This window comes from Nocardia noduli (assembly GCF_019038455.1).
In the GTDB taxonomy this organism is placed as follows: domain Bacteria; phylum Actinomycetota; class Actinomycetes; order Mycobacteriales; family Mycobacteriaceae; genus Nocardia; species Nocardia noduli.
Map to the genome: position 1 here is coordinate 215,533 of NZ_JAFMPL010000002.1, position 26,814 is coordinate 242,346.

25 protein-coding genes and 1 pseudogene are annotated in these 26,814 nt (G+C 67.4%); 4 read left to right on the forward strand and 22 right to left on the reverse strand.

Features of this window, described 5'->3' with window-relative positions; translation table 11 throughout:
• Positions 1-3: 3 nt before the first annotated feature.
• Positions 4-1,665 (reverse strand): annotated as a pseudogene (locus JZ792_RS03005) (ATP-binding protein); the annotation flags it as partial.
• A gap of 396 nt (positions 1,666-2,061) precedes the next feature.
• Here JZ792_RS03005 and JZ792_RS03010 point away from each other — a divergent pair.
• Complete coding sequence (locus JZ792_RS03010) at positions 2,062-2,745, forward strand: response regulator transcription factor (RefSeq protein ID WP_216906570.1); 684 nt, start codon at positions 2,062-2,064, stop codon at positions 2,743-2,745.
• 12 nt (positions 2,746-2,757) lie between these two features.
• Positions 2,758-3,759 carry a sensor histidine kinase gene (locus JZ792_RS03015; protein WP_216906572.1) on the forward strand — a complete coding sequence of 334 codons (1,002 nt, stop codon included), beginning with the start codon at positions 2,758-2,760 and terminating at the stop codon, positions 3,757-3,759.
• Here JZ792_RS03015 and JZ792_RS03020 read toward each other — a convergent pair.
• The 13 genes from JZ792_RS03020 to JZ792_RS03080 all read right to left on the reverse strand — a co-directional run bounded on the left by JZ792_RS03020 (position 3,744) and on the right by JZ792_RS03080 (position 15,529).
• Positions 3,744-4,862: a DegT/DnrJ/EryC1/StrS family aminotransferase gene (locus JZ792_RS03020; RefSeq protein WP_216906574.1), complete on the reverse strand. Its 1,119-nt coding sequence runs from the start codon at positions 4,860-4,862 to the stop codon at positions 3,744-3,746. The two genes, JZ792_RS03015 and JZ792_RS03020, sit on opposite strands and share 16 nt — an antisense overlap.
• The gene (locus tag JZ792_RS03025; RefSeq protein WP_254189184.1) at positions 4,859-5,308 is read right to left on the reverse strand and encodes a sugar 3,4-ketoisomerase; all 450 of its coding nucleotides are present in this window, start codon (positions 5,306-5,308) and stop codon (positions 4,859-4,861) included. The genes JZ792_RS03020 and JZ792_RS03025 overlap by 4 nt, the downstream gene beginning before the upstream one ends.
• Positions 5,309-5,336: 28 nt before the next feature.
• Positions 5,337-6,269, reverse strand: a complete 933-nt coding sequence (locus JZ792_RS03030) for an ACP S-malonyltransferase (protein ID WP_308165118.1) — start codon at positions 6,267-6,269, stop codon at positions 5,337-5,339.
• Positions 6,270-6,276: 7 nt separating this feature from the next.
• Positions 6,277-7,431: a nucleotide disphospho-sugar-binding domain-containing protein gene (locus JZ792_RS03035; RefSeq protein WP_216906578.1), complete on the reverse strand. Its 1,155-nt coding sequence runs from the start codon at positions 7,429-7,431 to the stop codon at positions 6,277-6,279.
• A gap of 37 nt (positions 7,432-7,468) precedes the next feature.
• On the reverse strand, positions 7,469-7,717 hold the full coding sequence (locus JZ792_RS03040) for an acyl carrier protein (protein ID WP_216906580.1): 249 nt from the start codon (positions 7,715-7,717) through the stop codon (positions 7,469-7,471).
• A 68-nt stretch (positions 7,718-7,785) separates the two neighbouring features.
• Positions 7,786-8,061 (reverse strand): acyl carrier protein, encoded by a 276-nt coding sequence (locus JZ792_RS03045; protein WP_216906582.1) that lies wholly within the window; start codon positions 8,059-8,061, stop codon positions 7,786-7,788.
• Positions 8,062-8,095: 34 nt separating this feature from the next.
• Entirely contained in the window at positions 8,096-9,316 is a 1,221-nt protein-coding gene (locus JZ792_RS03050; RefSeq protein ID WP_216906584.1) for a ketosynthase chain-length factor, read from the reverse strand.
• Positions 9,313-10,581, reverse strand: coding sequence for a beta-ketoacyl-[acyl-carrier-protein] synthase family protein (locus JZ792_RS03055; RefSeq protein WP_308165119.1), 1,269 nt, complete (start codon positions 10,579-10,581; stop codon positions 9,313-9,315). The genes JZ792_RS03050 and JZ792_RS03055 overlap by 4 nt, the downstream gene beginning before the upstream one ends.
• Positions 10,578-10,904, reverse strand: coding sequence for a TcmI family type II polyketide cyclase (locus JZ792_RS03060; RefSeq protein ID WP_216906677.1), 327 nt, complete (start codon positions 10,902-10,904; stop codon positions 10,578-10,580). Before JZ792_RS03060 ends, JZ792_RS03055 begins: the two co-directional genes overlap by 4 nt.
• A 14-nt stretch (positions 10,905-10,918) precedes the next feature.
• Positions 10,919-12,403, reverse strand: coding sequence for an FAD-dependent monooxygenase (locus JZ792_RS03065; RefSeq protein WP_216906586.1), 1,485 nt, complete (start codon positions 12,401-12,403; stop codon positions 10,919-10,921).
• Positions 12,404-12,448: 45 nt separating this feature from the next.
• Complete coding sequence (gene fabG / locus JZ792_RS03070) at positions 12,449-13,201, reverse strand: 3-oxoacyl-ACP reductase FabG (protein WP_216906588.1); 753 nt, start codon at positions 13,199-13,201, stop codon at positions 12,449-12,451.
• Complete coding sequence (locus tag JZ792_RS03075) at positions 13,191-14,474, reverse strand: beta-ketoacyl-[acyl-carrier-protein] synthase family protein (RefSeq protein ID WP_216906590.1); 1,284 nt, start codon at positions 14,472-14,474, stop codon at positions 13,191-13,193. The genes fabG and JZ792_RS03075 overlap by 11 nt, the downstream gene beginning before the upstream one ends.
• The gene (locus JZ792_RS03080) at positions 14,471-15,529 is read right to left on the reverse strand and encodes a glucose-1-phosphate thymidylyltransferase (RefSeq protein WP_216906592.1); all 1,059 of its coding nucleotides are present in this window, start codon (positions 15,527-15,529) and stop codon (positions 14,471-14,473) included. Before JZ792_RS03080 ends, JZ792_RS03075 begins: the two co-directional genes overlap by 4 nt.
• A 206-nt stretch (positions 15,530-15,735) precedes the next feature.
• Here JZ792_RS03080 and rfbB point away from each other — a divergent pair, with 206 nt between their 5' ends.
• Complete coding sequence (gene rfbB, locus JZ792_RS03085; protein WP_216906594.1) at positions 15,736-16,737, forward strand: dTDP-glucose 4,6-dehydratase; 1,002 nt, start codon at positions 15,736-15,738, stop codon at positions 16,735-16,737.
• Between the two features lie 55 nt (positions 16,738-16,792).
• Here rfbB and JZ792_RS03090 read toward each other — a convergent pair whose 3' ends face one another.
• From JZ792_RS03090 to JZ792_RS03100, 3 genes are all read right to left on the reverse strand, one after another.
• A complete protein-coding gene (locus JZ792_RS03090) occupies positions 16,793-17,929 on the reverse strand; it encodes a 2Fe-2S iron-sulfur cluster-binding protein (protein WP_216906596.1) in 1,137 nt (378 codons plus the stop codon).
• Positions 17,926-19,422, reverse strand: coding sequence for a phytoene desaturase family protein (locus JZ792_RS03095; protein WP_216906598.1), 1,497 nt, complete (start codon positions 19,420-19,422; stop codon positions 17,926-17,928). Before JZ792_RS03095 ends, JZ792_RS03090 begins: the two co-directional genes overlap by 4 nt.
• 149 nt (positions 19,423-19,571) lie before the next feature.
• A complete protein-coding gene (locus tag JZ792_RS03100; protein ID WP_216906600.1) occupies positions 19,572-21,053 on the reverse strand; it encodes an MFS transporter in 1,482 nt (493 codons plus the stop codon).
• Between the two features lie 162 nt (positions 21,054-21,215).
• Here JZ792_RS03100 and JZ792_RS03105 point away from each other — a divergent pair, with 162 nt between their 5' ends.
• Positions 21,216-21,971 (forward strand): TetR/AcrR family transcriptional regulator, encoded by a 756-nt coding sequence (locus JZ792_RS03105; protein ID WP_216906602.1) that lies wholly within the window; start codon positions 21,216-21,218, stop codon positions 21,969-21,971.
• On the opposite strand, the gene JZ792_RS03110 is transcribed toward JZ792_RS03105, so the two are convergent.
• The 5 genes from JZ792_RS03110 to JZ792_RS03130 all read right to left on the reverse strand — a co-directional run bounded on the left by JZ792_RS03110 (position 21,932) and on the right by JZ792_RS03130 (position 26,788).
• Positions 21,932-22,567: a DsbA family oxidoreductase gene (locus JZ792_RS03110; RefSeq protein WP_216906604.1), complete on the reverse strand. Its 636-nt coding sequence runs from the start codon at positions 22,565-22,567 to the stop codon at positions 21,932-21,934. The two genes, JZ792_RS03105 and JZ792_RS03110, sit on opposite strands and share 40 nt — an antisense overlap.
• A gap of 160 nt (positions 22,568-22,727) precedes the next feature.
• Positions 22,728-23,459 carry a hypothetical protein gene (locus JZ792_RS03115; RefSeq protein ID WP_216906606.1) on the reverse strand — a complete coding sequence of 244 codons (732 nt, stop codon included), beginning with the start codon at positions 23,457-23,459 and terminating at the stop codon, positions 22,728-22,730.
• A gap of 72 nt (positions 23,460-23,531) precedes the next feature.
• The gene (locus JZ792_RS03120) at positions 23,532-24,314 is read right to left on the reverse strand and encodes an SDR family oxidoreductase (RefSeq protein WP_254189187.1); all 783 of its coding nucleotides are present in this window, start codon (positions 24,312-24,314) and stop codon (positions 23,532-23,534) included.
• 48 nt (positions 24,315-24,362) lie between these two features.
• The gene (locus tag JZ792_RS03125) at positions 24,363-25,829 is read right to left on the reverse strand and encodes an FAD-dependent monooxygenase (RefSeq protein ID WP_216906608.1); all 1,467 of its coding nucleotides are present in this window, start codon (positions 25,827-25,829) and stop codon (positions 24,363-24,365) included.
• Positions 25,826-26,788: an aromatase/cyclase gene (locus JZ792_RS03130; RefSeq protein ID WP_216906610.1), complete on the reverse strand. Its 963-nt coding sequence runs from the start codon at positions 26,786-26,788 to the stop codon at positions 25,826-25,828. Before JZ792_RS03130 ends, JZ792_RS03125 begins: the two co-directional genes overlap by 4 nt.
• Positions 26,789-26,814 lie beyond the last annotated feature (26 nt).

A 26,814-nucleotide genomic window follows, 5' to 3' on the forward strand; every position in this document is an offset into this window, starting at 1 on the left:
CGCGCTGATGATCCGAAATATGTTGTCGGCGAATATGATCCGACTGTGGATGCCGTTGATGCGGATCAGCCGCGCGTCGAACTCCCGCGAGTGCTTCCGATCGCGGACGCGGACCCGGTACTCGTCGACACCGGTCCGCGCGACCATCACGCGGTAACCGCGCGCCCCCCATTTTCAGGTCGACTCCTCGTCCGACGTCGTGCCGGACGTGCGGGCGACCGGTGCGACCGGATTCCCACAGTCGCGCGCGCGCGTCCCGCTCCGCCCTGTCGTATCCGTCGATCGCCGCCACGGCCAGCGCGATCGCGGTATGGCGCGGGCTGGTCAGCGCGCCGGACTCGAGGCTGCGATCCACCCACCCGGTATCGGCCGAGGCCTCGAGCAGGGCGAGCAGGGCGAGCAGGGCGAGCAGGAAACTCTTGTTGGTCGTGCCGCCCTCGACCAGCACGGTAGCCTCGGCGACGGCGCGCCAGTGCCTCGGCGCGGTCCGCGCCGACGGCGATGATCTTCGCGATCATCGAATCGAAGTCGGCGGAGATCGAATCCCCCTCGGTGACAACGGTGTCGAACCGGATACCCGGTCCGCCCGGCGGGCGCAGCAGCACGATCCTGCCTGGGACGGCGCGAAGGCGTCGTCGGGGTCCTCGGCGTTGAGTCGAGCCTCGACGGCGTGGCCGCGCTCGACCGGCACCCGACCCGAGAGTTTCTCTCCCGCAGCCACTCTCAGTTGTAGTTCACCAGATCGACGCCGGTGACCGCCTCGGTGACCGGATGCTCCACCTGCAGGCGGGTGTTCACCTCGAGGAACGCGAAATACCGCTGCCGGGGCTGATACAGGAACTCGACCGTGCACGCGCCGCGATAGCCCACCGCGAGGACCAGCCGCTCGGCCGCGGCCTTCAACTGCCCGACCTGTTCGACATCGAGCACCGTCGAAGCGGATTCCTCGATTATCTTCTGGTTGCGGCGCTGCACCGAGCAGTCCCGCACGCCGAGCGCCCACCCGGCGCCTTGCCCATCCGCGCTAACCTGTACCTCGACATGTCGCGCACCGATGACCACCTGCTCGAGAAACACCATGCCGTTGCCGAAGGCGCGCGAGGCCTCCGCGACGGTGCGCCCGAATGCCTCACGCAACTCAGCGGCCGAGGCGACCCGCCGAATGCCGCGCCCACCGCCGCCCGCCGCCGCCTCCAACATGAGCGGATAGCCGATGCACTCGGCCGCGGCAATCGCCGCCTCGATGGTCGCCACCGGACCGCCACTCCACGACGCCACCGGCACGGTCGCGTCTTCGGCCAGTCGTTTGGCGCCGATCTTGTCGCCGAGCATCCGCATCGCCGTCGCCGAGGGGCCTATGAAGGTGATACCGATCCGGTAGCACAGTTCGGCGAACTCCGACTCTTCCGCTACGAACCCCAACCGACCCAGGCGGCGTCCGCCGCTGTCGCCCGTAACGCGGTTTCCAGTACCTCCAGGTCCAGGTAGGGCCGGTGCGCGGCGGGTCCGATGTCGTCGGCCTCGCGCGAAGCTCGTGTGCCGCTAGTGTGCAGGGCGATCGTGCGCAGGGGCTTCTCGCCCGCGCGCGGCGTTGATCTCGCGCACGGCGTTGATCAGCCGACGCGCGGCTTCACACCGATCAATGATGGCGATCCGAGTGAACATAGGCGCGTTACCCCGCTTGAACACCGATCCGGTCGACCTTGCGATCCCCGGGCGTCACCGACTGATTGCATGACAAAGAAGTGCTATTGAATTCGATGGGCCGCGAATATGCGGATAGGCATAGACGTACACATCGACCACGAAGTAATGGAACTCGCCCCGATAGTGGTGATCCGCCACCGGACGACTTCGATGTCCCCGGCGCGCGCGGACGTCCTGCGTCCCACCTGCGGCGATTCCGATCGTACTCGACAACGAGTGGATACGGCCAATAAATGATACGTAATCTAAATTCCCATCCTGCCGGAGGAATCACATTGCCACTCGCGCGGAAGTCGCTGTAGAGTCGGCCTCGGTCCTTATGGACGAGCCGGATATCAGCTGGGGGAGTTGGAGATGCGGGTACTCATAGCCGAAGACGATCACGATCTAGCGAAATCGCTCTCCGAAGATCTGGAATCGCAGGGTTTCACTTGCCTGGCGGTAGACTGCGGGCAGGGTGCCTTGGAAGCTCATTCCCAGGTAGAAGCGGTTATTCTCGATATCGGACTACCCGACATCGATGGTTTCGAGGTCTGTCGACGAATCAGGGCGACCTCTATGGTGCCGATCGTATTCCTGAGCGGTCGCAGCGACGAGTTCGACAGAGTATTGGCCCTGAAATTGGGGGCTGACGACTATGTGATGAAGCCATATAGACTGCGCGAATTAGCCGCCCGGATCGAAGCGGTCACCCGTCGGAATCGACGCGACCCGATCGACCGTGATTCCCTCGACAATACGGACAATAGAAATTCGGTCCGAAATGTCCGGCAACTACGGATAGATACCGACTGCCGGCGGATCACAATTTCGGGAAACGAAATCGCACTGACCCGCAAAGAGTTCGAGGTGCTCGAACTCCTCACCCGCGAGCCTGGCAAGGTTTTCAGTAGAGAAACAATCATGATCCAGGTCTGGGGACACGACGGCAGCGGTGACACTCGAACGCTCGGCGTGCACATGACCAGCCTCCGGAAAAAGCTGGGAACACCCCTGATCGAAACAGTGCGCGGCATCGGCTTCCGCCTGGCTCTGTGAAACTGCTGCGACATGAAACTGCTGCGACGAATCATCATCGCCCAAGCGTTCGCCCTGCTGGCGTTCGGATTCGCCATGATCATCGCCGTCGCCCTCGCGGGCCAAGTGTGGCAAGCCGCGTGCGTCATCGTCGTGACGGCCCCGTTCGTCTGCCTGGTCTTCTGGGTCTCCGCACGGTGGGCACTGCGGCCCGCGACCGAGATCATGAAAACGGTGCGGGCGGCCGAGCGCGGGCGGCTCTCCCGGCTCGACGCCCACCAAGGGCCGCCGGAGATGCGCAATCTGATCGCTTCGCTGAACACGACATCGGAGAACCTCCGCATCTCGGAGGGCAGGCACCGCCACGCGACCGCCGATTTCGCGCACCAGATGCGCACCGAGGTGCAGTTGCTGAGCGCGCGGATCGACCGCCTCGCGGCCTATCTGACCCGTGAGGGCGGCACCGCCTACGCGCAGACCAAACAGACGGCCACCCGCCTGCACTGCCTGCTGACCGGCAAGCTGGAGGAAGCCACTGGGGGCACCGAGCCTCAGCCGGTCGAGGTCGACGTCGCCGCTGTCGTCCATGCGCGATCGGAGGCGTGGTCGGCCATGGTGGCCCACCGGGGCGCCTCGGAGATCCGTTGCGGCACAGTGGATCATGCCACGATCGTGACAGCGCCCGGCACTCTCGAACACCTCATCGATATCTTCCTCGACAACGCCGTGAAACACTCGAAATCCACTCCGGGACAGGAGATCGTGATCACCGCGCGCGTCGAGACCGGCGGCGAGGTCGCGATCAGAGTCATCGACGGCGGACCGGGAATGACCGCGGCACAACGTGAACGAGCGACCGCGCGCGGATGGAAGGCCGATCCCGTCGACGGCACAGGCTTGGGTCTTTCCATCGCGGACGTGCTGGTGAAGTCGAACCGGGGCAGGCTCGAGTTCCGCCCCGTCCCGTCGGGCCACGGACTCGACGCCTGCGTCCGTTTCCCGGTGATCGTCAACGGGCGTCACCCCGGCACGTGATCGCGTGCCAACGCCTCCAGCAACGCCTCGCACACCCGCTCGACTCCGTCGATCGGCAGATGCGGGCCGATCGGCAGACTCAGCACCTCGTGACTCAGCGACTCGGCGATCGGCAGCGTGCCCGCGGCGATCCCCATGGCGGCGTACGCCCCGCTACGCGACGGTGGCACCGGGTAGTGCGTCAGCGTCGTGATCCCCCGGTCGGCCAGGAACCGTTCGACCCGTTCGCGCTGACGGACGCGCACGACGAACAGGTGCCACACCGGCACCGCCCGGTCGATCACCTCCGGCAGCACGAGATCCGCCTCCGCCAGCAGCACGCGGTACCTCCCCGCGATCGCGCGGCGGCGGTCGTTCCACTCGTGGCACCGCGCCAACTTGACGCGCAGGAAGGCCGCTTGCAGTTCGTCGAGTCTGGTGTTGAAGCCCACCGTCTCGTGATGGTACTTCCGGGTCGACCCGTAGTTGGACAGTTCGCGGACCCGCGCGGCCAGCACGGCGTCGTCGGTGACCACGCAGCCGCCGTCGCCGAGCGCCCCGAGGTTCTTGCCCGGATAGAAGCTGAACGCCGCGGCGTGGCCGAGACCTCCGGCGAGCCGATCTCCGTAATACGCGCCGTGCGCCTGCGCGGCATCCTCGACGACCTTCAACCCGTGTGCCTCGGCGATGGCGAGGATCGGGTCCATATCCGCGGGCTGCCCGTACAGGTGGACCGGCACGATCGCCTTCGTCCGCGGCGTGACAGCGGCCTCGATGCGACCCGGATCGATGTTGTAGGTGGCCGGATCGGGTTCGACGGGCACCGGCGTCGCCCCTGAATGCGTGACGGCCAGCCAGGTGGCGACGAAGGTGTTGGACGGCACGATCACCTCGTCGCCCGCGCCGATCCCGTAGGCGCGCAGTATCAGATGCAGTGCGTCCAAGCCGTTTCCGACGCCGACACAGTGCGCCACCCCGCAGAAGGCGGCGAACTCGGTCTCGAACCGCGAGACCTCGCCGCCGAGGATGTACCGGGCCGAATCCATGACACGGCGGTAGGCGGCATCCAGTTCGGGGGCCAGCTCCCGGTACGCCGACGCGAGATCGAGAAAGGGGACCGTCATGACGATTCCCCCACCGCGTTCTGGAAATCTTCGTATCTTCGGAAGTAATCGGATTCGTCGTAGTGCGCCGAGGCCAGTGAGACGCACACGGCCCCCAACGAGAAAAGATGGATCTCACGCCAGATCATCGGGGCGACGTAGAGACCCAGATGCGGCCGATCCAGGTGGAATACCTTGCGCTCCGATCCATCGTCCACGTGGACGTCGAAACTGCCGTTGATGGCGATCAGGACCTGTTGGAGTTCGCGATGGCCGTGGCCGGCGCGACTCGCGCCGTTCGGCACGTCGTAGATGTAGTAGATGCGCTTGATGTCGAAGGGTGCGTCCGTTCCCCCTTCGATGGGGGTGAGAGCGCCGCGCGCATCGGAGAACCGGGAGAAATCGAGCAGTTTGCAATTGTTGATACTGATCGCGGAGACACCCGTGACCAACTCTGAACGAACCAACGGAATACTCCATCGAGTTGTCGTTGCACTATCTGCGCACGGCGAGGGTTTCGGCGAAGGCGGTGATGTCCCGCGGCTTCGCGAGTGCGTGTCCGGGAGTGGCGGGGAGCGCGCGTTTCGCGAGCCCCTTGAGGGTCCCGGCGGGCGGCAGTTCGACGATCGCGGCCACCGAGGCGCCGCGGATGGTCTCGACGCACAGATCCCAGCGCACCGGAGACACGACCTGCCCGACGATCTTGGCGAGCGCGTCCGCGCCCGATGTCACGGGTTCGCCGTCGAGATTGGACAGCAGCGGGCGAACCGGGTCACGAGGTGCGATCCGGGCCACCGCGTCGGCGAGGGCCGCTTGGGCGGGCAGCATGAAATGCGTATGGAAGGCGCCCGCGACCCGCAGCGCGACGACCTTCGCTCCGTCCGGCGGCCGCGCGGCCAGCTTCCGCAGGGCCTCGGATCGGCCCGCCGCGACGATCTGTCCCGCGCCGTTGCGGTTGGCCGGGACCAGGTCGAGGTCGCGCATGCGGTCGAGCACCTCGGCGGGTTCGCCGCCGAGCACCGCCGACATTCCGGTGGGTTCGATCCCACAGGCCTCGGCCATCGCCCGGCCGCGCGCCGCGGCGAGGGCGACGGCCTCGGCGGGTTCGATCACTTCGGCGACCGCGGCGGCGGCCAGTTCACCCACCGAATGCCCCGCGACGATGGTGTCCGCGGTGGCGAGCCCCGCCGACGCCATCGCGCCGAACGCGAGCAGCGCGGTGGCGACCACGAGCGGCTGGACGACCGCGGTGTCGACCAGATCCTCCACCGGAGCGACCGTCCCGAGCCGGAGCAGATCGATGTCGCAGAACTCGGACCATTCGGCGAGTCGGCGCGCGGCCTCCTCGGTCTGCGACCAGGGCAGCAGCATGCCCGGTTTCTGCGCACCTTGCCCCGGCGCGAATATCGCGATCGGCGTGCGGTTCACGACCGGATCAGCCCTTCGCCAGTCGCGCGAGGACATCCACCACCTCGGAGGGCAACGGCAGCGTCGTCATCTCGTCCGCCACCACGCGGGCCCGCTCGGCGTAACTGCGATCGGACACGACCTTCTCGACCGCGGGCGGCACCACGGTCGCCACGTCCTCGCCAGGCAGCACCGTCACACCGGCGCCGAAATCGGAGATCCTCGACGCCGCGGGCACCAGTACGTGGCCCTGGGGGATCACCATCTGCGGAACGCCCGCGTGCAGGGCCGTCAAACTGGTCACCCCGCCGCCGTGGTGCACGATGAGGTCGCAGGTCGGCGCGACGACGTCCATGGGTATCCAGCCCGCCCGCAGGTCGGGCCGTTCCGCGTTGACCTCCGCCGCGACTGCCTCTGGCGCCGCGACGAGCAGCTCGACATCCAGCGGCGCCACGATGGCGACCAGGTCGAACAGCAGCGCGTACAGCGAGCGCAGGTGCTCGTGGCCTGCCGCGGGCGCGAGCCTGCTGCCCGAGGTGACCAGCACCCGAGGACGTTCGCCGCGGGTGTACATCCACCGCTCCAGCTTGCGTTGCCGGTTGCCGGGCGCCCAGCGCATGAATTGCGCGGGCTCGGCCCGCGGCGGACGAAGACTCGGCGGACAGACATCGATGAACAAGTCCGGCGCCGGCAGACCGTCCAGCCCGAGCTCCGCCAGTTCGGGCCGGAGTTCCTGTTCGGCGCCGGGATCGATGTCGGTGGTCTCGATCGCGTCCCACGCGTGCCGGACGTATGGGAGGTCGAGTTCGCGGGCCAACAGGCCCGCGGCATAGGAGAGGCTTCCGCCCACCACCAGGTCGGGACGCCAGTCCTCGGCAAGCTGTCGCAGGGCGGGCATACCGGCGACCGCCATGCGGGCGAACCACTCCCCCGTGAAGCGGGCCTGCGCGAGCGGATCGTCGGGAATCCGCACCGGACGGCCCTCGCGGTCCGTCGAGATGAAATACCAGATCGATCGATCCGTGAAAGGGACGGCGGGCAGGCCGACACCGGCGACGTTGGACATCATGTCGTCGGTCGCCGCCATCATCACCGTATGCCCGGCGTTGCGGGCCGCCGCGGCGAGCGGCGCGAGCGCGAAGACGGTCGCCGGACTCCCACCGGACACGAAAAGCATTCTCATCGGAACTCCTACAGGTTCTCTCGAGCGCGCGCGAATGTCACAACTTCAATTCGCCGATGACGGCGTAGACACCGGCCAGGTCGACCATTCGCGGCAGCTCGGCCTGGTCGATCGTGACGCCGAGCTTCAGTTCGAGGGCGGAGAGGATCTCGATGAGACGCATGGAATCCGCCTCGTGGTCCTCGATGAACTTGCTGTGCTCGGTGATCTCGTCGAATTCGATCTCGAGGACCTTGCAAACGGTGTCCTTGATGATCTCGCGGTGGGTGGTCGCCAACTGTGCCATTACCGGTTCTCCCGTTTCTACGCAAAGAATGGATCAAGTGCCGCCGCACGCGCGGCGGCGCGGTTCAGCTACGAACCCTCGACGCCCACACCCACGAAATGGGCGTTGACGGCGGCGATCAGGGCACGCGGAGTGGTCGCCTCGGCCAGCGTGGCGTCCTCCATCACGATGTCGAACTCGCGCTCGATGCGCCCGATCGTCTCCAGAATGGCGAGCGACTCGTAACCGAGCTCCTCGAATTCGATATCGAGGATGTCGGTCTTCGCATCGATGCCCTTGCTGGCGCCCGCCCCCTCTCGGAGAATGCGTTCGAGATCGTGCAGGTCGAATTTCTTGTCGATCATGTTCGGTACTTCCCAATCATTGTTCGAAGCTCGGCTACGGTGCGCGGACCACCATCGCGGAATTGAATCCGCCGTGGCCGCGCGCGAGCACGAGCGCGGTCCGCGCCGACATGCGGCGCGGCTGCTCGGTGACCAGATCGAGGTGGTAGTCGGGGTCGGCCGACACATTGATGGCGGGCGGGACGACGTCGTCGCGAATCGACAGCAGCGCGGCGACGACATCCAGCGGTGCCGCACCGGAGTTGAGCCTGCCGATCATGGTCTTCGGCGCCGCCACCGGGACGCCCCGAGGCCCGAATACCGCGGTGATCGCGTCCGCCTCGATCCGGTCGAGCGCGGGCACCGCCGCGGCGTCGGCGAAGACCACGTCGATGTCGCCCGGCGTGAGATTCGCGTCCGCGAGGGCCGACTCGATCGCCCGCCGCAGTCCCGGCGGCCGCGCGCTGCCCGGCTTGGGATCGAAAGTGGCGCCGTAGCCTGCGATCCGCCCGTAGATCCGCGCGCCGCGCGCCATCGCCGCGGCCGGTTCCTCGAGCACCAGGATCGCACCACCCTCGCCTGGCACGTGCCCCGCCGCTGCCCGATCGAACGGTCGATAGGCCGTGTCCGGGTCGTCGTCGGTGCTGAGTTTCCCGCTGGTGAGTTGGGCGACCCAGCCCCACGGGCAGATCGAGGCGTCGACGCCGCCCGACACCATGATCCTCGCGCCCTTGCGGATATTGCGCCGCGCCTGGGCAAGTGCGTCCAGACCTCCCGCCTGGTCCCCGACGACCACACCGCTCGCGCCGCGCAGACCGTTGCGGATGGAGATCTGGCCGGTGTTCACGGCGTAGAACCACGCGAACGACTGATAGGCGCTGACGTGGTTGCTGCCCTTGCTCCACAGGGCGCGCAATTCGTTCTGGCCGAACTCGAATCCGCCGGCCGAACTGGCTGTCACGACACCCGCCCCGAAGTCGTCGAACCCGTCGTCGCCGTGCGGGTCGACGCCCGCGTCGACCAGTGCCCAGTCCGCGGCGACCAGCGCGAGTCTGGTCATGTGATCGGTCTGCGGCAGCAGCCTGCTCGGCAGATGGTCCTCGGCGATGAATCCGGGCACCTCCCCCGCCAGCCGAGACGGGTAGGGGGACGGGTCGAATCGGGTGATCGGACCGATCCCGCTCACCCCGCGCAGCGACGCGGCCCAGAAGTCCTCCACGCCGAGACCGTTCGGCGCGGTGACACCGATCCCGGTCACCACGGCGGACACGCTCACGCGGCTGTCCGATCCGGCCGGGTCAACACGATGGCGCTCTGGAAGCCGCCGAATCCGCTGCCGACACTGAGCACGGTGTCGGTGCGCCACTCGCGTGCGGTCAGCGGGACGTAGTCCAGATCGCACTCCGGGTCCGGGTTGTGCAGGTTGGCGGTGGGCGGCACCACCTGGTTCGCCATGGCGAGCACGCACGCGGCGATCTCGATGGACCCGATGGCGCCGAGGGAATGGCCGACCATCGACTTGATGGAGCTGACCGGAACGCGGTAGGCGTGCTCACCCAGACTTCGCTTGAACGCCGCGGTCTCGTGGCGGTCGTTCTGCTTGGTGCCGGAACCGTGCGCGTTGACGTAATCGATCGCGGTGGGATCGACTCGGGCTTCGGCGAGCGCGACCCGGATGGCTTCGGCCATCTCCCGGCCGTCCGGCCGCAATCCGGTCATGTGGAACGCGTTGCAGCGCGACGCGAATCCGGCGATCTCCGCGTAGATGTGCGCGCCGCGCCGCCGCGCGGACTCCAGTTCCTCTAGCACGAACACGGCCGCGCCCTCACCGAGCACGAACCCGTTGCGGGCCGCGTCGAAGGGCCGGGACGCCTGCTCGGGATACTCGTGCCGAGGCGTCGTCGCCTTGATGGCGTCGAAGCAGGCCATGGTGATCGGGGAGATGGGCGCGTCGGTCGCGCCCGCGATCATCATGTCGACCGTTCCGTCACGGACCAGGTCCGCCGCGTACCCCACCGAGTCCAACCCGGAGGTGCAGCCGGTGGACACCACTGTCGCCGGTCCCTCCGCGCCGATCGCCCACGCCACCTCGGCGGCGAACGAACTGGGCACGAAGTAGTCGTACAGGTGCGGTTGCGCGTACCGGTCGTCGACGAGTTCGAGTCGCCCGTCATCGCTGACGACCCGGTACTCCTGATCCAGTCCGGTGGTGGCGCCGACCGCGGTGCCGATCGCCACGCCGATCCCGGCGGGGTCCGCATCCGCGAAATCCACGCCGCTGTCGGCGACCGCGTCGCGCGCGGCCACCACCGCGAACTGCGCGGCCCGATCCATGCGCCGGATCTCCTGCGGCGACAGCCCACGCTCCCGCGGATCGAAATCCATCTCGGCGGCCACGCGCGAGCGGAACGGCGCCGGATCGAAGAAGGTGATACCCCGCGTGGCCGTGCGGCCCTCGCTCAACAGATTCCAGAATTCCTTGACCCCGAGCCCGCCCGGCGCGAGCACGCTGACCCCGGTGATGACGACTCGGCGACTCACCGCGCGCTCCAGTGGTAGAACCGGGTCGCCATGGCGTCGGCGGGCGATTTCCAGGTCGCCGGGTCGTACGCCTCGATGAACGGCTTCAGATCGTCGCTGATCCGAACGAACGCGGGCGCGCGCTTGGCCTCCTCGATGGCCGCACCGCCGGTGTCGGCATCGAAATCCTGAAGGTGGAAGTACAGGCCACGGTAGTAGAACAACTGTCGACGACGCGTCCCCATGCGATGGGGCATCTCGGACTCGTCGAACGCGCCGAACAGATCGGCGACCTCCGCACTCGACTGCGGATTCATCCTGGCAACGATCAGCGTACTGTGCACGACACACTCACTTCTCAGTCGACTGTCTTCTGACGCGCCGCGCCGAACCAGCGCGACAAGGCCTCGCCGAGATCGGCGGCGCTGGAATCGGTCCAGGCCACGTAGCCGTCGGGGCGGATCAGGAATGCCTTGGCCTCCGCGACCGGTTCACCGTGGACCGGCGCGTGGACGGTCACGGTCACCACGTCGACCCGGTCGGACCAGCCCGCGGCGATCTCCCGCAGCGCGGGGTCGTCGGCGAGATCCAGCAGCACGCCGCGGGCCGGGTGCAGGAGTTCGGTGGTGGTCGTCTTGCCCTGCTCCCCCACCAGTTCCACTTTGGGCATCCGCGTGCCGAGCAGCGGGTGCTCGCCCGCGCCGACCTCGTAGCGGATCGACAGACCGCTGACCATGCCCGCGAGATGCCTGCTGACATCATCGAATTCGATCAGTTCCGACATCACGTCGCGCAGCGGCTGCATCTCGCTTCCGCTGAGGAACAGCAGCCCCTGGGCCCTGGTGTTCATGAGCAGGCGGACACCCACCGGGTGCCGTTCGCTGTGGTAGCTGTCCAGCAGCGTTTCCGGGGCGTCACCGCGCACCGCGGCCGCCAGCTTCCAGCCGAGGTTCACGGCGTCCTGCACGCTCACATTCATGCCCTGGCCGCCTGCGGGCAGATGGATGTGAGCCGAATCCCCCACCAGGAGTACACGTCCGCGGCGATATTCGGTCACCTGGCGTGCCGCGTTGCCGAAGGCGCTGGTCCAGATCGGGGTGCCCGCGCTGATGTCCTGGCCGGTCAACCGCTGCCAGGCACCCGAAACCTCCGCCCAGCTCGGTGGCTCGGTGCGCTTGCGCGGCGGGGTGCCGCGCTCGCACACGATGATCCGGTGGATGCCGTCGCCGAGCGGGCCCGCCATCACCATGCCGCCCGGCACGGTCTCACCGATCATGCGGGTCTCGATGTCGCAGCCGGAGACATCGGCCAGGAACATCTCCATCGTGGATTCGGTTCCGGGGAAATCGAATCCGGCCGCTTTGCGGACGGTGCTCCGGCCTCCGTCGCAACCGACCAGGTACGCACAGCTCAGTTGGCGCGGACCGTCGGCGGTGCGCACGTCGATCGCGACCTCGTCGCCTCGATCGGCACAGCCGACCACCTCGTACCCTCGGCGAATGTCGGCGCCGAGATCGCTCGCATACTTCTCCAGCATCTGCTCGGTGACGGCTTGCGGGACGCCTTTCACACCGCCGGAATGCGCCGGGCCGAGAATTCTGAAATTCACCGGGAGGCCACCGAAATGGCCGAGATCGGTGACTTCGACAGCGCCGAGTCCCGCGAGCATGCCCCGCTGGTCGAATATCTCCAGCGTGCGCGCGGTGAAACCGAGTCCGCGCGATTCGCCGGTGGGCTCGACGAGTCGTTCGAGCACGATCACGTCGACACCGGCCAGTCGCAGCTCACAGGCCAGCATCAGGCCCGCGGGACCGGCGCCGACCACAATAACGGCAGCATCCATGTCATCTCTCTTCGATAGCAGAAACAGTGGTGAGAACCGCTCGCGTCACAGCGCCAGACCGCCGTCGACCTGGAGGACGGAACCGGTGACATAGCTCGCCGACACCAGATACGAGACCGCGTCGGCCACCTCGTCCACGGTGCCGAAACGCCGCAGCGCGACATTGTCGGTGGCTTGCTCGCGCGTCGCGTCCGAAAGGCCGCTCACCATGTCGGTGTCGATGAATCCGGGAGCGATCGCGTTGGCCCGGATGCCGTACCTTCCCGTTTCCTTGGCCAATGCCTTGGTGAATCCGATGATTCCGGCCTTGGCCGCGGAATAGTTGGTCTGTCCCGGATTACCGGAGACGCCCGCGACGGAGGACAACGTGATCACACAGCCGGATCGGCGTTTCATCATCCTGAAGACCGCGGCACGGCACACCGCGAAGGTACCGTCGAGGTTGACCTCGATCACCCGATCCCAGTCCGCGTCCGACATCATGACCAGCGCGCTGTCGCGGATGATCCCGGCAGAAGTCACGGCCACCGCTATCGGCCCCAGAGCGCTCTCGGTCCGATCCACCCATTCCTTCACCGCCGCTCTGTCACGGACGTCGACCCGGGTCGCGATCACCCGCACACCGCGCGCGACGCCCTCCTTCTCCAGCGCCTGCGCCGCGTGCGCGTCGCTCTGGTAGCAGAACGCCACATCGAATCCCTCGTCGGCCAGACGCAGCACCACCGCGCGACCGATCCCCCGCGATCCCCCGCTGACCAGGGCGATCCGTCGCCCGGCCGCCGATCGGTCACCCGACATGGTCGTACCGCCCCAGCACGACGACCGAGTTGTTCCCGGCGAACGCCAGACCGTTGTTCTGTACCACCCGCAGCTCGGCGGGCACCGATTTGTTCGGGACACAGTCGATCTCGCACTCGGGATCGGTGTGCCGATGGTTGATGGTCGGCGGGATGAAACCACCGGTGATGGCCAGCGAGCAGGCGATCGCGGCCAGGGCGCTCGCGGCGCCCATGGTGTGGCCGAGCATCGATTTCAACGAGATCGTGCGGGGCGGGCGACCGGTGTACACCGACCCGATTGCCCGCGACTCGGTGATGTCGTTGGTCTTAGTCCCTGTGCCGTGCGCCGAGATCAGGTCGACCTCATCGGGCCGGACACCGGCGTCGTCCAGCGCGGCCCGCATGCACCGCTCGATACTGGACTGCTCCGGCGAGACCGGATGGTGCGCGTCGCAGCTCAGGCCGTAACCCATTACCTCGCAATGGATTCGCGCGCCGCGCGCCAGTGCCGAATCCAGGCTCTCCAGGACGAGCACTCCCGCGCCCTCGCCGTTGAGGATGCCTTGGCGGTCGGTGTCGAAGGGCCGCACGCAGTCCGGCGCGATGGTGCCGAGCCGGTAGAACGCGGTGAAGGACTTGCGGCACATGGCATCCGCGCCGCCGCACAGCGCGATGTCGGCATCACCGACCCGGATCGCGTCGAAGCCGTGACCGATCGCGTAGTTCCCCGCCGAGCACGCGGTGCCGATGGTGACCGCCTCGGCGGCGGTCAAGTCGAGTTCACGCGCGATCGCCGCGGACAGCCTGCCCGCCGAAACCCGGCCAGCCAGTACGGGATTCAGGCTCTCCCGCCCGCCCGCGACCCAGTCGGCGGTGAGCCGGTCGGTGTCGTGCGATTCCGCGTCGGTCGTCCCGATCGAAATGTGCGTGCGCAGTTCACGCAGCCGGTCCGCAGGCAGTCCCGCGTCCTTCACTGCCATCCGCGCCGCCGCGACGGCGAACTGGGTCGCGCGGCCGAGCTCGGCCACGTTCAGCCGCTCGATCCACTTCTCGGGGTCGAATCCGCGCACCTCGCAGCCGAGCGACCTGTCGAAGCCCGCCGTGTCGAAGGCCGTGATGGGAGAGACGCCGCTGCGTCCGGTTCGTAGGCTCGAAGCGAATTCGGCCGCGCCGAAACCGATGCTGGAGAACACCCCGAGCCCGGTGACGACCACGCGTTGGGCGTGGTCCCGCTCGGCGACCGGCACCGCTCGGCCCCGTGCGGGCCCCGCCGGCGTATCGATGCTACTCATACCGCCACCTCCACTCGGCATTCATCGCCGATGATCAGACTGTGCTGTCGACTGCCGCCGGTCACCACCGCGGAGCGACCGATGACGCTGTGCTGGAGATCCCGCGACTCGGTGATCCGCGCGCCCGCCATCACGATGCAGTCGCGCACCGCGGATTCGCGGATCACGCCGTCGGGTCCGACCACGGTGTCGGGACCGATCGTGCTGTCTTCGATCACGCAGCCCGCGGCGATCATCACCGGTCCGACCAGCCGCGACCGGTGCACCGTCGCTCCCGCCTCGACCACCACCGGTCCGAGCAGCTCGCTCGCGCTGTCGACCCGGCCGTGCACAGCGTGCCGCAGATCGGCCAGCAGCAGGCGATTGCACGCCAGCAGGTCGTCGACCCGGCCGGTGTCGACGTACATACCGGTGAACCGGCCAGCACGCACCTCGAAGCCGTTGTCGAGCATCCACTGGATGGCGTCGGTGATCTCGAGTTCGCCGCGCGCGCTCGGGGATATCGATCGAACGGCACGGTGGACCGAGGGAGAGAAGAAGTACACGCCGGTCAGGACGAGATTGCTGCGCGGACGCGCCGGCTTCTCCTGCAAGCCGATCACCGTCCCGCCGGCGGCGAGTTCGACCACGCCGAGGCCGGTCGGGTCCGCGACTTCGCTGACCACCACGTGGACATCGGGGCGATGCTGCCGGAAATTCTCCGCCTCGGCGACGACCTCCTCGCCGAGCATGCAGTCGCCCAGGTACATCACGAAGTCGTCCTCGGCGAGGAAATCCTCGGAGATGGCCACGCAATCCGCGAGGCCCGCGGGCGTCTCCTGTCGAATGTAGGTGAGCGAGACGCCGAGTCGGTCACCGTCGCCGAGCACGTCGACGATCGCGTCCGACCAGCTTCCGACAATGACTCCGATCTCCGCTACGCCCATATCCCGAACACGCTCGATCACATATTCCAGAACCGGTTTATTGGCGATGGGAACGAGTTGTTTCGGCATGGCATACGTAAAGGGCCGTAGCCGTGTCCCGGTTCCACCGGAAAGCACCAGGCCTTTCATACAATTATCTCCATAAAATAGTCGGCTCTCGATCCACGACACCGGACTCTAGGTAATAGTTTCTTCGTTCCGGTCCCGAACCACAAGAAGGTGATCCTTATGTTTTCACTAACTCTCGGCCGCCTTCATCGCACCGATTTAGCCTCGATTTTCCGTCGCGCCGATGGGGCCGCACATCTAATTCGGGGGCGGCTACTGTGGATTTCGTGCGACTACTCGTAACCGGTGGCGCCGGATTCATCGGCGCAAATTTCGTGAACCAGACAATCGTCGAGAGACCCCGGACAAGGATTGTGATTCTGGATAAACTCACCTACGCGGGCAATACCGCGTCACTGGCGCATTCCGCCGAACGCGTCGATGTCGTGCGAGGCGATGTGGCCGACGCGGAACTGGTCGACCGGCTCGTCGAGCGGGCCGACGCCGTGGTGCACTTCGCCGCGGAATCGCACAACGACAACTCCCTCGCCGATCCGTGGCCGTTCGTGCAGACCAACATCGTCGGCACGTACACCCTTCTGCAAGCCGTGCGCAGACACGACGTGCGCTACCACCACGTCTCCACCGACGAGGTGTACGGCGATCTGGCTTTCGACGAGCCCGCGTTCACGCCGACCACGCCCTACAACCCGTCCAGTCCCTACTCGGCCTCCAAGGCTTCCAGCGATCTGCTGGTCCGCGCATGGGCGCGGTCGTTCGGTGTGCGCGCCACGATCTCCAACTGCTCCAACAACTACGGGCCGTACCAGCACGTGGAGAAGTTCATCCCGCGCCAGATCACGAACCTGATCGACGGGGTGCGGCCGCGCCTGTACGGTACCGGACAGCAGGTCAGGGACTGGATCCACGTCGAGGACCACAACCGCGCCGTGTGGGAGATCCTCGAGCGCGGCCGCATCGGGCAGACCTACCTCATCGGCGCCGACGCAGAGCTGGACAACCTCTCGGTCATACGGTTGCTGCTCGCCGAATTCGGCCGTGAGTCCGACGATTTCGACCATGTCACCGACCGTCCCGGCCACGACCTGCGCTACGCGATCGACTCGACCCTGCTGCGCGACGAACTCGGCTGGCAGCCGCGCTATTCCGACTTCAGGGCGGGCCTGGCGGCCACCGCCGCGTGGTATCGGGCGCACGAATCCTGGTGGCGCCACGCCAAAGCCGCCACCGAACGGACCTACGCCGCCGCGGGTGAGCAGGTCCTGTAGTCCGGAGTCTCGGTCCGGGTGGTTCGAGGGTCCCCGAACCTACCCGGACCCGATCTCAGAGATCGAGTTCCACATCGGTGATCGGGTAGGCCACGCAGCTGTGGATGTAGCCGAACCGCGCGTCCGACAGCCGCAGGCGCGCCTCCTCGGCATGGTGTACCTGCCCGCGCCGCACACGAATCCGACACAGACTGCATTCCCCCGAACGGCACGCGGCCTCCGGGCGAATGCCGTTGTCCTCCAAGGCATCCAGCAGCGGGCGACGCCGTGGTGAGCGGAAGGTGAGGCCACCGGCCGTCACGGTGACCTCCTCCGCCGGATCGGAGTCCGCGGGCCAGTCGGATCGCGCCGCCGGATCGCTGGGCGCGCCATTGGCTTCGAAGCGGATCCGGCGACGCGGATGACCCAGTGCGCGCAGTTGTTCGAGCGCGTAGGCGTAGAGCGCCTGCGGACCGCAGACGTAGACCATGCGTCCGGCCAGCGGACCGGCGAGCTCTTCGATGGTCTCGGCGCTCAAGAACCCCGTGCGTCCGATCCACTGCGGCTCGGGATCGCTGATCACGTGGTCGACGCGCAAGGACGGATGCTCGGCCACCAGTTCGGCGAGCCGATCGCGAAACAGCACGTCACCGCCGGATCGGGAGCCGTAGAGGAGGTGGAATCGCCTGCCGAGGCGGTTGTCGGCGATATCGCGCAGCATGCTCAGCGCCGGGGCCACTCCGGAACCGCCCGCGAGGAAGACGACATCCTCACCGTGGAACAGCGGATTGTGATGGAAGGTCCCCATCGGCCCCGTCGTCACCACCTCGTCGTCGACGCGCACGGTGTCGTTGAGCAGATTGCTGATACGGCCTGCGGGCACTCGACGGACCGTCAGGTCGTAGTGGTCGGTGTTCGCCGGGCTCGACGAGATCGCGTACGGCCGACTGGTTCCGTCCCGGAAGACATTCACGTACTGCCCCGCCGCGAAGGGCGGCAACACCGCACCATCGACGGCTTGCAGGCGGAACGTCTTGGTTGTCTCTGTTTCCTCGATGATCTCGCTGATGGCCAGCCGCAACCGTTTCGGATGGTAGGCGTCGATCAGGCGATGGGTGTCACCCGCGTGGTCGGCGGTATCGGCGACGCGCTGCTCGATGTCGGCGATGACCGCGGCGGCACCGTCGAAACGGTCGGTCAGGGGATGTCTCACGCGGTGGTCTCCGTTCGAGCGGTGCGCAGAATCTGTTGGGCGACTCGGGCTCCGGCGATCAGCGTCGGCTGGAACCCGCCCATCACGGTCCACGCGCCCGCCAGGTGCAGGCCTGGCACGTGGGAGTTCTTGTCGCTGTCGCGGAACAGCCAGGTCTCGGTGAAGTCCTGCTGATACCCGTAGATGGCGCCGCCGGGATGGCCGAGGTAGCGCATCATCGTCAGTGGCGTCGCCACGTCGACCTCCTCGATCACATCCCGAATTCCGGGCGTCATGTGCTCGACCATGTCGAGCAGGGTTTCGGCGTAGGCGAATTTCGCGCGCGCGTACTCCGCGGGGGCGAGCCGCGTCCAAGGGTCCGCGTAGTGCAGGGTCGTCAGGCTGACGTGGGTCGCGCCGGAGGGCGCGAATCCGATCGGCGCGACATCGTAGGAGGACAGGCACACCAGCCGTGTCGGTTCCAGCGAGCGCGCCGCGGCGAAGGTCACGTCGTCATCGGTGCTCGCGGCGAGAAGGCTTGTGCTCGTGGTGAATCCGAGCTCGGCCGCACTCGCGTCCAGACCCATGTGCAAGACGAATCCGGAGACCCCAACCCGGCGGCTGCCGAGGTCGCGGCGCGCAGCCGACGGCACCGCGATGCCTTCGAGCATCGCGTAGGTACTCGGCAACGACGCGTTGGACACCACCTCGGCGGCGCTCACTGTCTCGCCGTCGTCGAGCCGGATTCCGGTCACCCGAGTTCCGTCGGTATTGATGCCGTGCACAGAGGTGTTGAATCGGACGGTGCCGCCCGCCCGCAAGAAGGAATCGAGGATCGCCGACGACATCGCCTGTGAGCCGCCGCGGATGTGCCATGGCTTGAACTGGACGTAGACGTAGAGGATCATCGCGAAATCCAGGAACGGCAGCTGCGAGGGTGGCTGGCCGAGGTAGGTCCAGTACGCGCCCAACGCGAATTTCAGCCGATCGTCGTCGAAGAACTCGTCGAGCACGTCCTTGGCGCTGCGCAAGCCGTACGCGAAGAGCAGCGGATCGAGCTGATCACCCGGTCGGCCGCGCTGTGCCGCCGTCTGCCAGACCGTCACCTTGCGGACCAGGTCGAAGAACGCGCGAGCACGAATGCCGTTGCCGGGGAACGCGTCTTCGATCGTGTCGACCGCCGCGCCCCAGCCTGCGGGCAGTGTCAGATCCACCTGCCCCGGCACGAAGGCCCGATAGAGTTCGCTCTCCTGCACGAACTCCAATCGGTCGACGATGTCCAGATCGCGGAACAGGCCGGTGCGCAATCCCGGTTGATGATCGACGCCGACACCGGACAGTTGGTGCAGCGCCACCTCGAATTCGAAACGTCCACGGCGAAAAGAGGTTCCGCTGCCGCCCGGCACATTGTGCCGTTCCACCAGCAGTGTGCGCGCCCCGGCGCGCTGCAGAGTCGCGGCAGCGGTGAGGCCCGCGTTGCCCGCGCCTATCACCACCGCGTCGAAGTCGGCCATGTATCCGCTCCCATCTCACCTAGCGCGGCGATGATCACGGTGTCTCGGCGACACCGTCTCCCACCCGCTTGTTCTGGAAAAAGGAATACCCGCCATTGCGACAATGGCGGGTATTCGGACCGACTCGGTCGGAGGCGGTTCAGTGCATATCACTCAGCCGCAGCCAGCTCTTCCGCGGAGCGTGCGGTCTTCGGGACGAGGAAGGCGACCGCCCAGGTGAACAGCAGGGCCGCGGCGGCGATCCAGTAGGTGTACTGGGCCGCCTCGAAGACGCCGTGGTCGGTCGCCCAGCCGAAGAACAACGTGCCGAACACCGCGACGCCGATCCCGCCGCCGAGCTGCTGGAAGGAGTTCACCAGGCCCGACGCCGAGCCCACCTCGCGGTCGTCCACCGCCGCGAGGATCACGCCGAAGATCGGGGCGTAGCACATACCCATTCCGAAACCGCCGATGAGCAGCGCGGGTCCGATGGTCAGGCTGGTGAGGTCGGCGCCGTAGTGCCGAATCGTCACCGCCGCGACCGCCATGCTGAGCGCCAGCATCATCAGGCCGATCTGCAACACTCTGCGCGGATAGATCTGCGCGAACTTCTGCGCGAGACCCATGCTCAGCAGGGTGCCGAGCATCCACCACAACAGCGTCGAGCCCGCGTGCAGCGGCGAGAAGTTCAATCCGATCTGGAGCAACAGCGTGCCGATCACCGACATGCCCAGAAATCCTCCGTTGAAAAGCAATTGGACCAGCAGACCCGCGTTGAAGGCCCGCTTGCGGAACAGCGACGGCTCGATGAACGGGTCCCGACCGGCCCGACGGCGCATCAGCTGATGCACCCCGAAGAGAGCGAGCACCACGACCGAGCAGGCCATCATGATCCAGGTCCACGCCGCCCAGTCCGCCTCGCGGCCCTGCACGATCGGGTAGGCGAACAGGAACACCGCCGCCGACGCGAGCAGCAGGCCGATCACATCCAGTCTCGGCCGCTCGCCCGCCTGACGTTCATCGTGCGGCAGCAGGCGAAGGGCGCCGATCAGCACCACGATTCCGATCGGGATGTTGATCCAGAAGATGGCGCGCCAGCCGAGGTCGCCGACAAGCAGGCCGCCGAGAATGGGACCCGCGATGCCGCCGATGCCCATGATCGGACCCATCACGCCGAAGACCATCGCGGCCTTACCCGGCGGGAACGCCGCGCGCACCAGGCCGAATCCCTGCGGGATCATGACCGCGGCGAAGGCGCCCTGGATCGCGCGGGTGAAGATCAGGACATCCGCCGACTGCGCGAGACTGCAGGCCACCGAGGCTGCGACGAAACCGACGAGGCCGATGAGGAACACGTTCCTGCGGCCGAAGACGTCGCCGAGGCGGCCGCCCGCGATCAGCATGACCGAGAAGGTCAGGGTGTAGGCCGCGATCATCCACTGCAACGCCGAGGTCGAGGCTTCGAAGCTGCTGCGAATGGAGGGGCTGGCGACGCTGATCGCCGTCGCATCGAGCAGGTCCATCAACGAGGCGCCGATGGTGACCAGCGCGATGAGCCACGCGGTTCTCGACGGTTTCTCGTCGACTTGCGGCTCGGAGACTTGCGGCTCCGACTGCTGCTTGCGCAGAACCGGGTCGGGCAGGTTTGACACTGTGGCCTCCGCGGGGACTGGACGCGCCCGAAGGACGGGCAATGGTTAACAGCATTCTTCGACAGAACAGTGTTCATGTCAAGAACGGCGTTCAGCGAAGAACAGTGTTCGACCGAGAACGTTGTTCGCCCTATGTACACTGATCGACGGAGGTCATACAGCATGAGCAGCGACAACACGTTCCCGACGCCGCCGTGGTGGCGGACCAACCCCGCTCGCCCGACCCGCGAACCGCTGGCTCGCGAACCACTGAGCCGGCAGCGCATCATCGACGCTGCGATGACGATCGTCGACACCGAAGGTCTCGACGCCCTGTCCATGCGGCGGCTCGGCGACGAGCTGGGCACCACGGCGTCGGCCCTGTACGCCCACGTCGCCGACAAGGACAATCTTATCGAGCTGATGTTCGACCACGTCCTGAGCGAGGTGCCCATCCCCGAGGTCGACCCGGACGACTGGCAGAAGCCGCTCGAGCAGTACTGCCGGGACGCCCTTCGCGTGATGCTCAACCACCGCGACCTGGCCCGAGTGACGTTGGGGCGAGCCCCCTTCGGCCCCAACGGGCTGCCCGCGATGGAGAATCTGCTCGCCCTCACCCGCGCGGGCGGGCTGCCCGACCGGGTCGCCGCCTACGCCGTCGACCTGCTCGGCAGCTACATCGGCGCGACCGCCATCATCTGCGACAAGTACCGACAGCCGGAAGCGGGCGACGACGAGCCGGACCGGCAGGACCTCTCCTCGCAGATGCGCGGGTATCTGGAACAGCTTCCGCCGGAACGCTTCCCGATCCTCGTCGCCCTCGCCCATCCCCTCACCGACGCCGACGGCGACGCCCGCTTCGAGCTCGGCCTCGACATCATCCTGCGCGGCCTGGCCTCCTACGCGGAGGCCACCGCGCCGCGCAGCGACCGAAGGTAATCGTCGGGCTCTCGAAGTCCGGAGAATGTGTACGAGCCGTCGACGACGAACGTCGGCACGCCGGTGATGCGCCGCTGCCGCGCCTGCTCCTCGTCGGCGTGCACGTCGGCGGTGAAATCGTCGCCCACCAACATCTTTCGCACCGCGTCCGGGTCGATGCCCACCTGCTCCGCGAGCCCGGCCAAGGTGTCGGCGTCGGTGATCACCGCGCCCTCGCAGGTGTAGGCGAGCATCAGCCGCTCCCGCATCGCCTCGCCCAGATCCACCGAATCGGCCAGCTTGCCGAGCCGATGCGCGTCGAAGCTGTTCACCGGCATGGCCCGCGCGAGGTCGTAGTGCAGACCCGCCCGCAGCGCTATCGCGGCGATCTGCGCCATCCGCTCCTCGGCGGCCCGCGCGGAACCGCCGAAATCGCGGTGGTGCTGCTGGATCAGCGTCAAGTGCGGCTCCCGCGCCATCTGCGGGTCGAGTTCGAATGCGCGCCAGCGTATTTCCACGGCATCGCGGTGCTCGAAGCGTGCCAGCGCCATCTCGAAACTACGCTTGCCGATGAAACACATGGGGCACAACACATCCGACCAGATGTCGACTTGCATGGGTTGCCTCTCAACAGATTTCCGGTCCACGGCGCATCGCCGGGCTGGGTCGCTGGGCCGAGTCGCTGCGACTCGGCCGTGACTGGGGCTGTGATTGGTGCTCGAGCTCGGGCAGAACATGCCGATAGTCCTTCACAGTACGCCCTGTCGTGATCGCGCACTACGCCCCGGCGCGACCTCGGCGCGCCGCGAACGTCCGCTCGACATCGGCCTCCGCGTAATAGGTTCGGCCCGCGCTAGAGCGCTTGCGCCACCCGTCGACACTGGCGTGCCGGTAGACGCTGCCCACCGCCATATTCCACAGCCGACCGATGTCAGGGGCACTCAGCCAGCGGGTGGTCGCGGCGGGGCCGGTCAGCTGCCGCGCCAGCCGCGTCCACTCCGACGAACTCCATTGATGGGCCGCGTCGGCATCGCAGACCACATCGGAGCCGCCCGCGCGCGCTACCACGCCGAGCCTGCCCTCGCAGCCGCGCTCGACGCAGCAGCCGACCACCACGCGGCGGGAGGTCTCGGCGCGTCCCGCGCCGCGGGCCCGCCGCGCCAGCCGCGCGAACTCCTCGGCCGCATCCGAGGCCGTCTCGTGTGCCGCGAGCCAGTCCAGATGCACGTCGAGGAACGCCGCGAGGGACGCGGTGTCACGGCGAGGCGCCGCGACACCGCGCTCGTCGACGACCAGTCCCGACCAGGACGCGAGCAGTGACAGGATCTCCGAGCGGATCTCCGAGGCCTCGAAATTGAACCGGATTCCGGGAGCGGCGGCCGACCCGGCACCGGTCCGAGGTCGCAGCATCCGCGCCGAAGAGCCCTCCAGCGCGGCGCCGTGCTCCTCGAAGAGTCGCGGCAGCGCACTCACCTCGGCGCGCAGCGCCCCGAAACACCCTTCGCACAAGCGCGTACGCCCGTGCACCGGACGCGGCCGCGATCCGCATCCCGGTCCTGCACAACGTCCCCCGATCATCGCTCAGCCGCCCAGCAGGGTTCCGCCGCTGGCGTCGACGAAGGTTCCGGTGATCCAGCGGGCGTCGTCCGACGCGAGGAAGGCCACCACGTCACCCACGTCCGAGGGCTCGGCGATCCGCTTGAACGCGGTCATGTTCGCCAATACCTCCCGCACCTCCGGCATGTCGAAGATCGGGCTTCCGGTATTCGTCACGCCGGGCGCCACCGTGTTCACGGTGATGCCGCGCGGCCCGAGCAGCCGGGCGAGATGCAAACTGATCTGATCCAGCGCGCCCTTGCTCATCGAGTACGCGATCTCGTCGGGATTGGCGTAACGGAGCAGGCCGGTACCGATATTGATGACGCGGCCGCCGTCGCGCAGGATCGGCAGCACCTTCTGCACCAGGAACAGCGGCGCTTTCGCGTTCACCGCGATCATGCGGTCGAACTGCTCCGGCGTGATGTCCTCTAGGCCGACGCCGCCCATCACGCCCGCGTTGTTCACCAGGATGTCCAGAGCGGTCTCGCCGGTCTGTTCCCGCAATCCCGCGGTCAGACCCTCGAAGAGGGTGTCCACGTCGCCGGGCACCCCGAGTTCGGCCTGTACCGCGAAAGCGCGCCCGCCCTGTTCCTCGATCGCGGCGACCGTCTGCTTGGCGGCATCGGTGTTCGTCGCGTAATGCACCGCGACCACCGCACCCTCGGCCGCGATACGTAGGGCGGCCGCCCGGCCGATCCCTCGGCTCGATCCCGTCACCAGCGCGGTCTTGTTCGCCAATTTACCCATGGAATTCTCCTTGCTCATCCATACCTACCTACGTTGTCTCGTCTGTCTGTCGGGTCGGGCCCGCGCTCACGGACGGCCGAACCAGCGGGTCAGCGCCTGCCTCGGGTCGGTGCCCGCCCGGTCGGTCCACGCCACGTACCCGTCCGGGCGCACCAGGACCGTGTCGAAGCTCGACAGCACCGACTCCATCGGCGCGCGGGCGTGCACGGTCCGGACCCGATGGCCCCACGGTCCTTCGAGTCCGGGCGAGCGCCCCGCCGCGCCCGGTCGCAGCAGCAGACCCGTTGCCGGGCGCAGCAATTCGGTCGTCGTGGTGGCGCCGGTGTCGGTCGTCAACTCGGTCGGCGGCAGCCGCGTGCCGGTCAGCACACCGTCGCCCCGCTCGCCATCGGAGTAGTCGACGCCGAGACCGGTGATCACCGACGCCAGCCGCGCGCGCACCTCGTCGACCTCGAGCAGACCCGTCAGCACCGACCGCAGCGGATCCACCTCGGGCCCGCCGAGCAGCACCAGGCTCTGCGCGGCGATACCGGCCAGGACCTCGGCGCCCACCGCGTGCCGTTCGTCGTGGTAGCTGTCCAATATCTCGGGATCGGTCCAGCCGCGAATCACCGACGCCAACTTCCAGCCCAGATTCATCGCGTCCTGGAGGCCGAGGTTGAGGGCCTGACCTCCGACCGGCATCTGGACGTGCGCGGCGTCGCCTGCGAGCAGTACACGCCCGACGCGATACCGGGCGACCTGCCGACTGGCGTCACCGAACGCGTTGACCCACACCGGCGTACCGCCGCCGATGTCCTCACCGGTGACCCGTGCCCAGGCCGCGACGACCTCGGCGAACGTCGGCTCGGTACCCGGCTCCCTGACCGCGGCGTGCCATTCGTGCACCATGACCCTGGTCAGGCCATCCGGTCGGCGAGCCGCGATGGCGAGCCCGGCGGGCAAGCGCTCGAATCGCCGGTTCGGAATCTCGATGCCCGCGACATCGGCGCGCAGCAGTTCGCGTTTCGCGTCGGCGCCGGGGAACTCGGTGGCGAGCAGATGCCGCACGGTGCTGTGTTCGCCGTCGCAACCCACCAGGTAGCGGGCTCGCACCGCGAGGTGCCCGTCCGGGCCGCGCAACTGCGCGAGGACGCGGTGTCTTTCGGTGTCGAAGTCGAACAGTTCCCAGCCGCGATGTACTCGGGCGCCGAGACCGATCGCCCACTTGGCGAGAAACTGCTCGGTCCGATCCTGCGGAACCTTCCACTGTCCCTGGTACGGACTCGCCACGACGTCCAACGGCACCGGAATGCCGCCGAAATGCCCCATCGGGTCGACGGGCGGATCGCCCAGCTCGTCGAGCAGACCCCGCTGATCCAGGATCTCCATGGTCCTGGCGTGCAGGGTCGACGCGCGCGATTGGCTGGTCGGCGCCGATTGCCGATCCACCACCGTGACCTCGGCGCCGCCCAGCCGCAGTTCGCCCGCCAGCAGCAACCCGACCGGTCCCGCCCCGACGACGAGGACATCGGTATCCAGCGTCGCCGTCACGGCCGAACGTGTTCTCGGGCTCGCGACTCGGCGTACTCCTTCGCGTGACCGAGCGTCGCGCGACTGTTCCCGCTCAACGCGGTGCGCACGAAGTCACGCGCCGCCGCGAGATCGGCGTCCGCGCCGAGGACCGCGGTGATGTTGGCCGGATTGATCACCACCGTGTGCTGGGAGGTGGCGACGGTCTCGCCGCCGTCCGCGGCCAGCAGCCAGTACCCGGTGTGCAAGGTCATCAACGCCGGCACGACGATCTGCTTGTAGACGATCCGCTCGTGCGGAATGCACACCCGCACCGAGGTCGTGGTGTGGGTCGACCCGTCCTTGGTGCGGGTGTCCATCGACAGCAGTTGCAGTCCGGCGCTGTCCTCGGTCAATTCCACCTTCGCCACGTGCGGCAGCCGCTCGGTCCACAGCTGGGCCTCGTTGAGGAAGTCGTACACGTCCTCGGCCGAGCCGCCGATGCGCACCGTGTCATCGAAGGACATGAGCAGTTCCGAATCCCGATATCCCGCCTCGATATTGGCTTTCAGCGCGGCCAGTTCCGACCGGCTGTTGGCATCGACCGCGCGATCGATCCACTCCAGACCGTCCGGGTCGTCGTCGACCGCACGGTAGTCGTGCAGCAGACGGACTCGCGACGCGCTGTCGGACAGGCGCTCGATGATCCAGACGCCGCCCATCGACGCGACCGGAGGCGCGGACACCTCCTGGCGGAATTCGATGCGCAGCGCGTCCGAGTCGAGCGTCCGCCGCGAAATCCAGCTCTTCGCAGCGCCGTTCGCCGTGGCCCAGATCCGAATGCGTTCCGCGCCCGCGCCGCGCTCCAGGTACTCCACGTGCACGGTCGGCGGAAAGATGCGCGGCCAGTTCTCCACGCGGGCGATCAACTGATAGATCACCGACGCCGGAGCGAGCACCTCGATGTCGTGCTCCACCTGCCGAGTTTGCGTGTCTGGCATGATGTTTCTCCCTGTCTCGGGTGAGG

What these genes read in the sequence shown, in the direction of transcription:
- JZ792_RS03080 (WP_216906592.1), bottom strand. Translation starts at nt 15,529, where the DNA reads ATGAAAGGCCTGGTGCTTTCCGGTGGAACCGGGACACGGCTACGGCCC.
- JZ792_RS03110 (WP_216906604.1), bottom strand. Translation starts at nt 22,567, where the DNA reads ATGCAAGTCGACATCTGGTCGGATGTGTTGTGCCCCATGTGTTTCATC.
- JZ792_RS03045 (WP_216906582.1), bottom strand. Translation starts at nt 8,061, where the DNA reads ATGATCGACAAGAAATTCGACCTGCACGATCTCGAACGCATTCTCCGA.
- JZ792_RS03105 (WP_216906602.1), top strand. Translation starts at nt 21,216, where the DNA reads ATGAGCAGCGACAACACGTTCCCGACGCCGCCGTGGTGGCGGACCAAC.
- JZ792_RS03065 (WP_216906586.1), bottom strand. Translation starts at nt 12,403, where the DNA reads ATGGATGCTGCCGTTATTGTGGTCGGCGCCGGTCCCGCGGGCCTGATG.
- JZ792_RS03130 (WP_216906610.1), bottom strand. Translation starts at nt 26,788, where the DNA reads ATGCCAGACACGCAAACTCGGCAGGTGGAGCACGACATCGAGGTGCTC.
- JZ792_RS03075 (WP_216906590.1), bottom strand. Translation starts at nt 14,474, where the DNA reads ATGAGTAGCATCGATACGCCGGCGGGGCCCGCACGGGGCCGAGCGGTG.
- JZ792_RS03040 (WP_216906580.1), bottom strand. Translation starts at nt 7,717, where the DNA reads ATGGCACAGTTGGCGACCACCCACCGCGAGATCATCAAGGACACCGTT.
- JZ792_RS03020 (WP_216906574.1), bottom strand. Translation starts at nt 4,862, where the DNA reads ATGACGGTCCCCTTTCTCGATCTCGCGTCGGCGTACCGGGAGCTGGCC.
- JZ792_RS03035 (WP_216906578.1), bottom strand. Translation starts at nt 7,431, where the DNA reads ATGAGAATGCTTTTCGTGTCCGGTGGGAGTCCGGCGACCGTCTTCGCG.
- JZ792_RS03015 (WP_216906572.1), top strand. Translation starts at nt 2,758, where the DNA reads ATGAAACTGCTGCGACGAATCATCATCGCCCAAGCGTTCGCCCTGCTG.
- JZ792_RS03095 (WP_216906598.1), bottom strand. Translation starts at nt 19,422, where the DNA reads ATGGCCGACTTCGACGCGGTGGTGATAGGCGCGGGCAACGCGGGCCTC.
- JZ792_RS03120 (WP_254189187.1), bottom strand. Translation starts at nt 24,314, where the DNA reads ATGAGCAAGGAGAATTCCATGGGTAAATTGGCGAACAAGACCGCGCTG.
- JZ792_RS03010 (WP_216906570.1), top strand. Translation starts at nt 2,062, where the DNA reads ATGCGGGTACTCATAGCCGAAGACGATCACGATCTAGCGAAATCGCTC.
- fabG (WP_216906588.1), bottom strand. Translation starts at nt 13,201, where the DNA reads ATGTCGGGTGACCGATCGGCGGCCGGGCGACGGATCGCCCTGGTCAGC.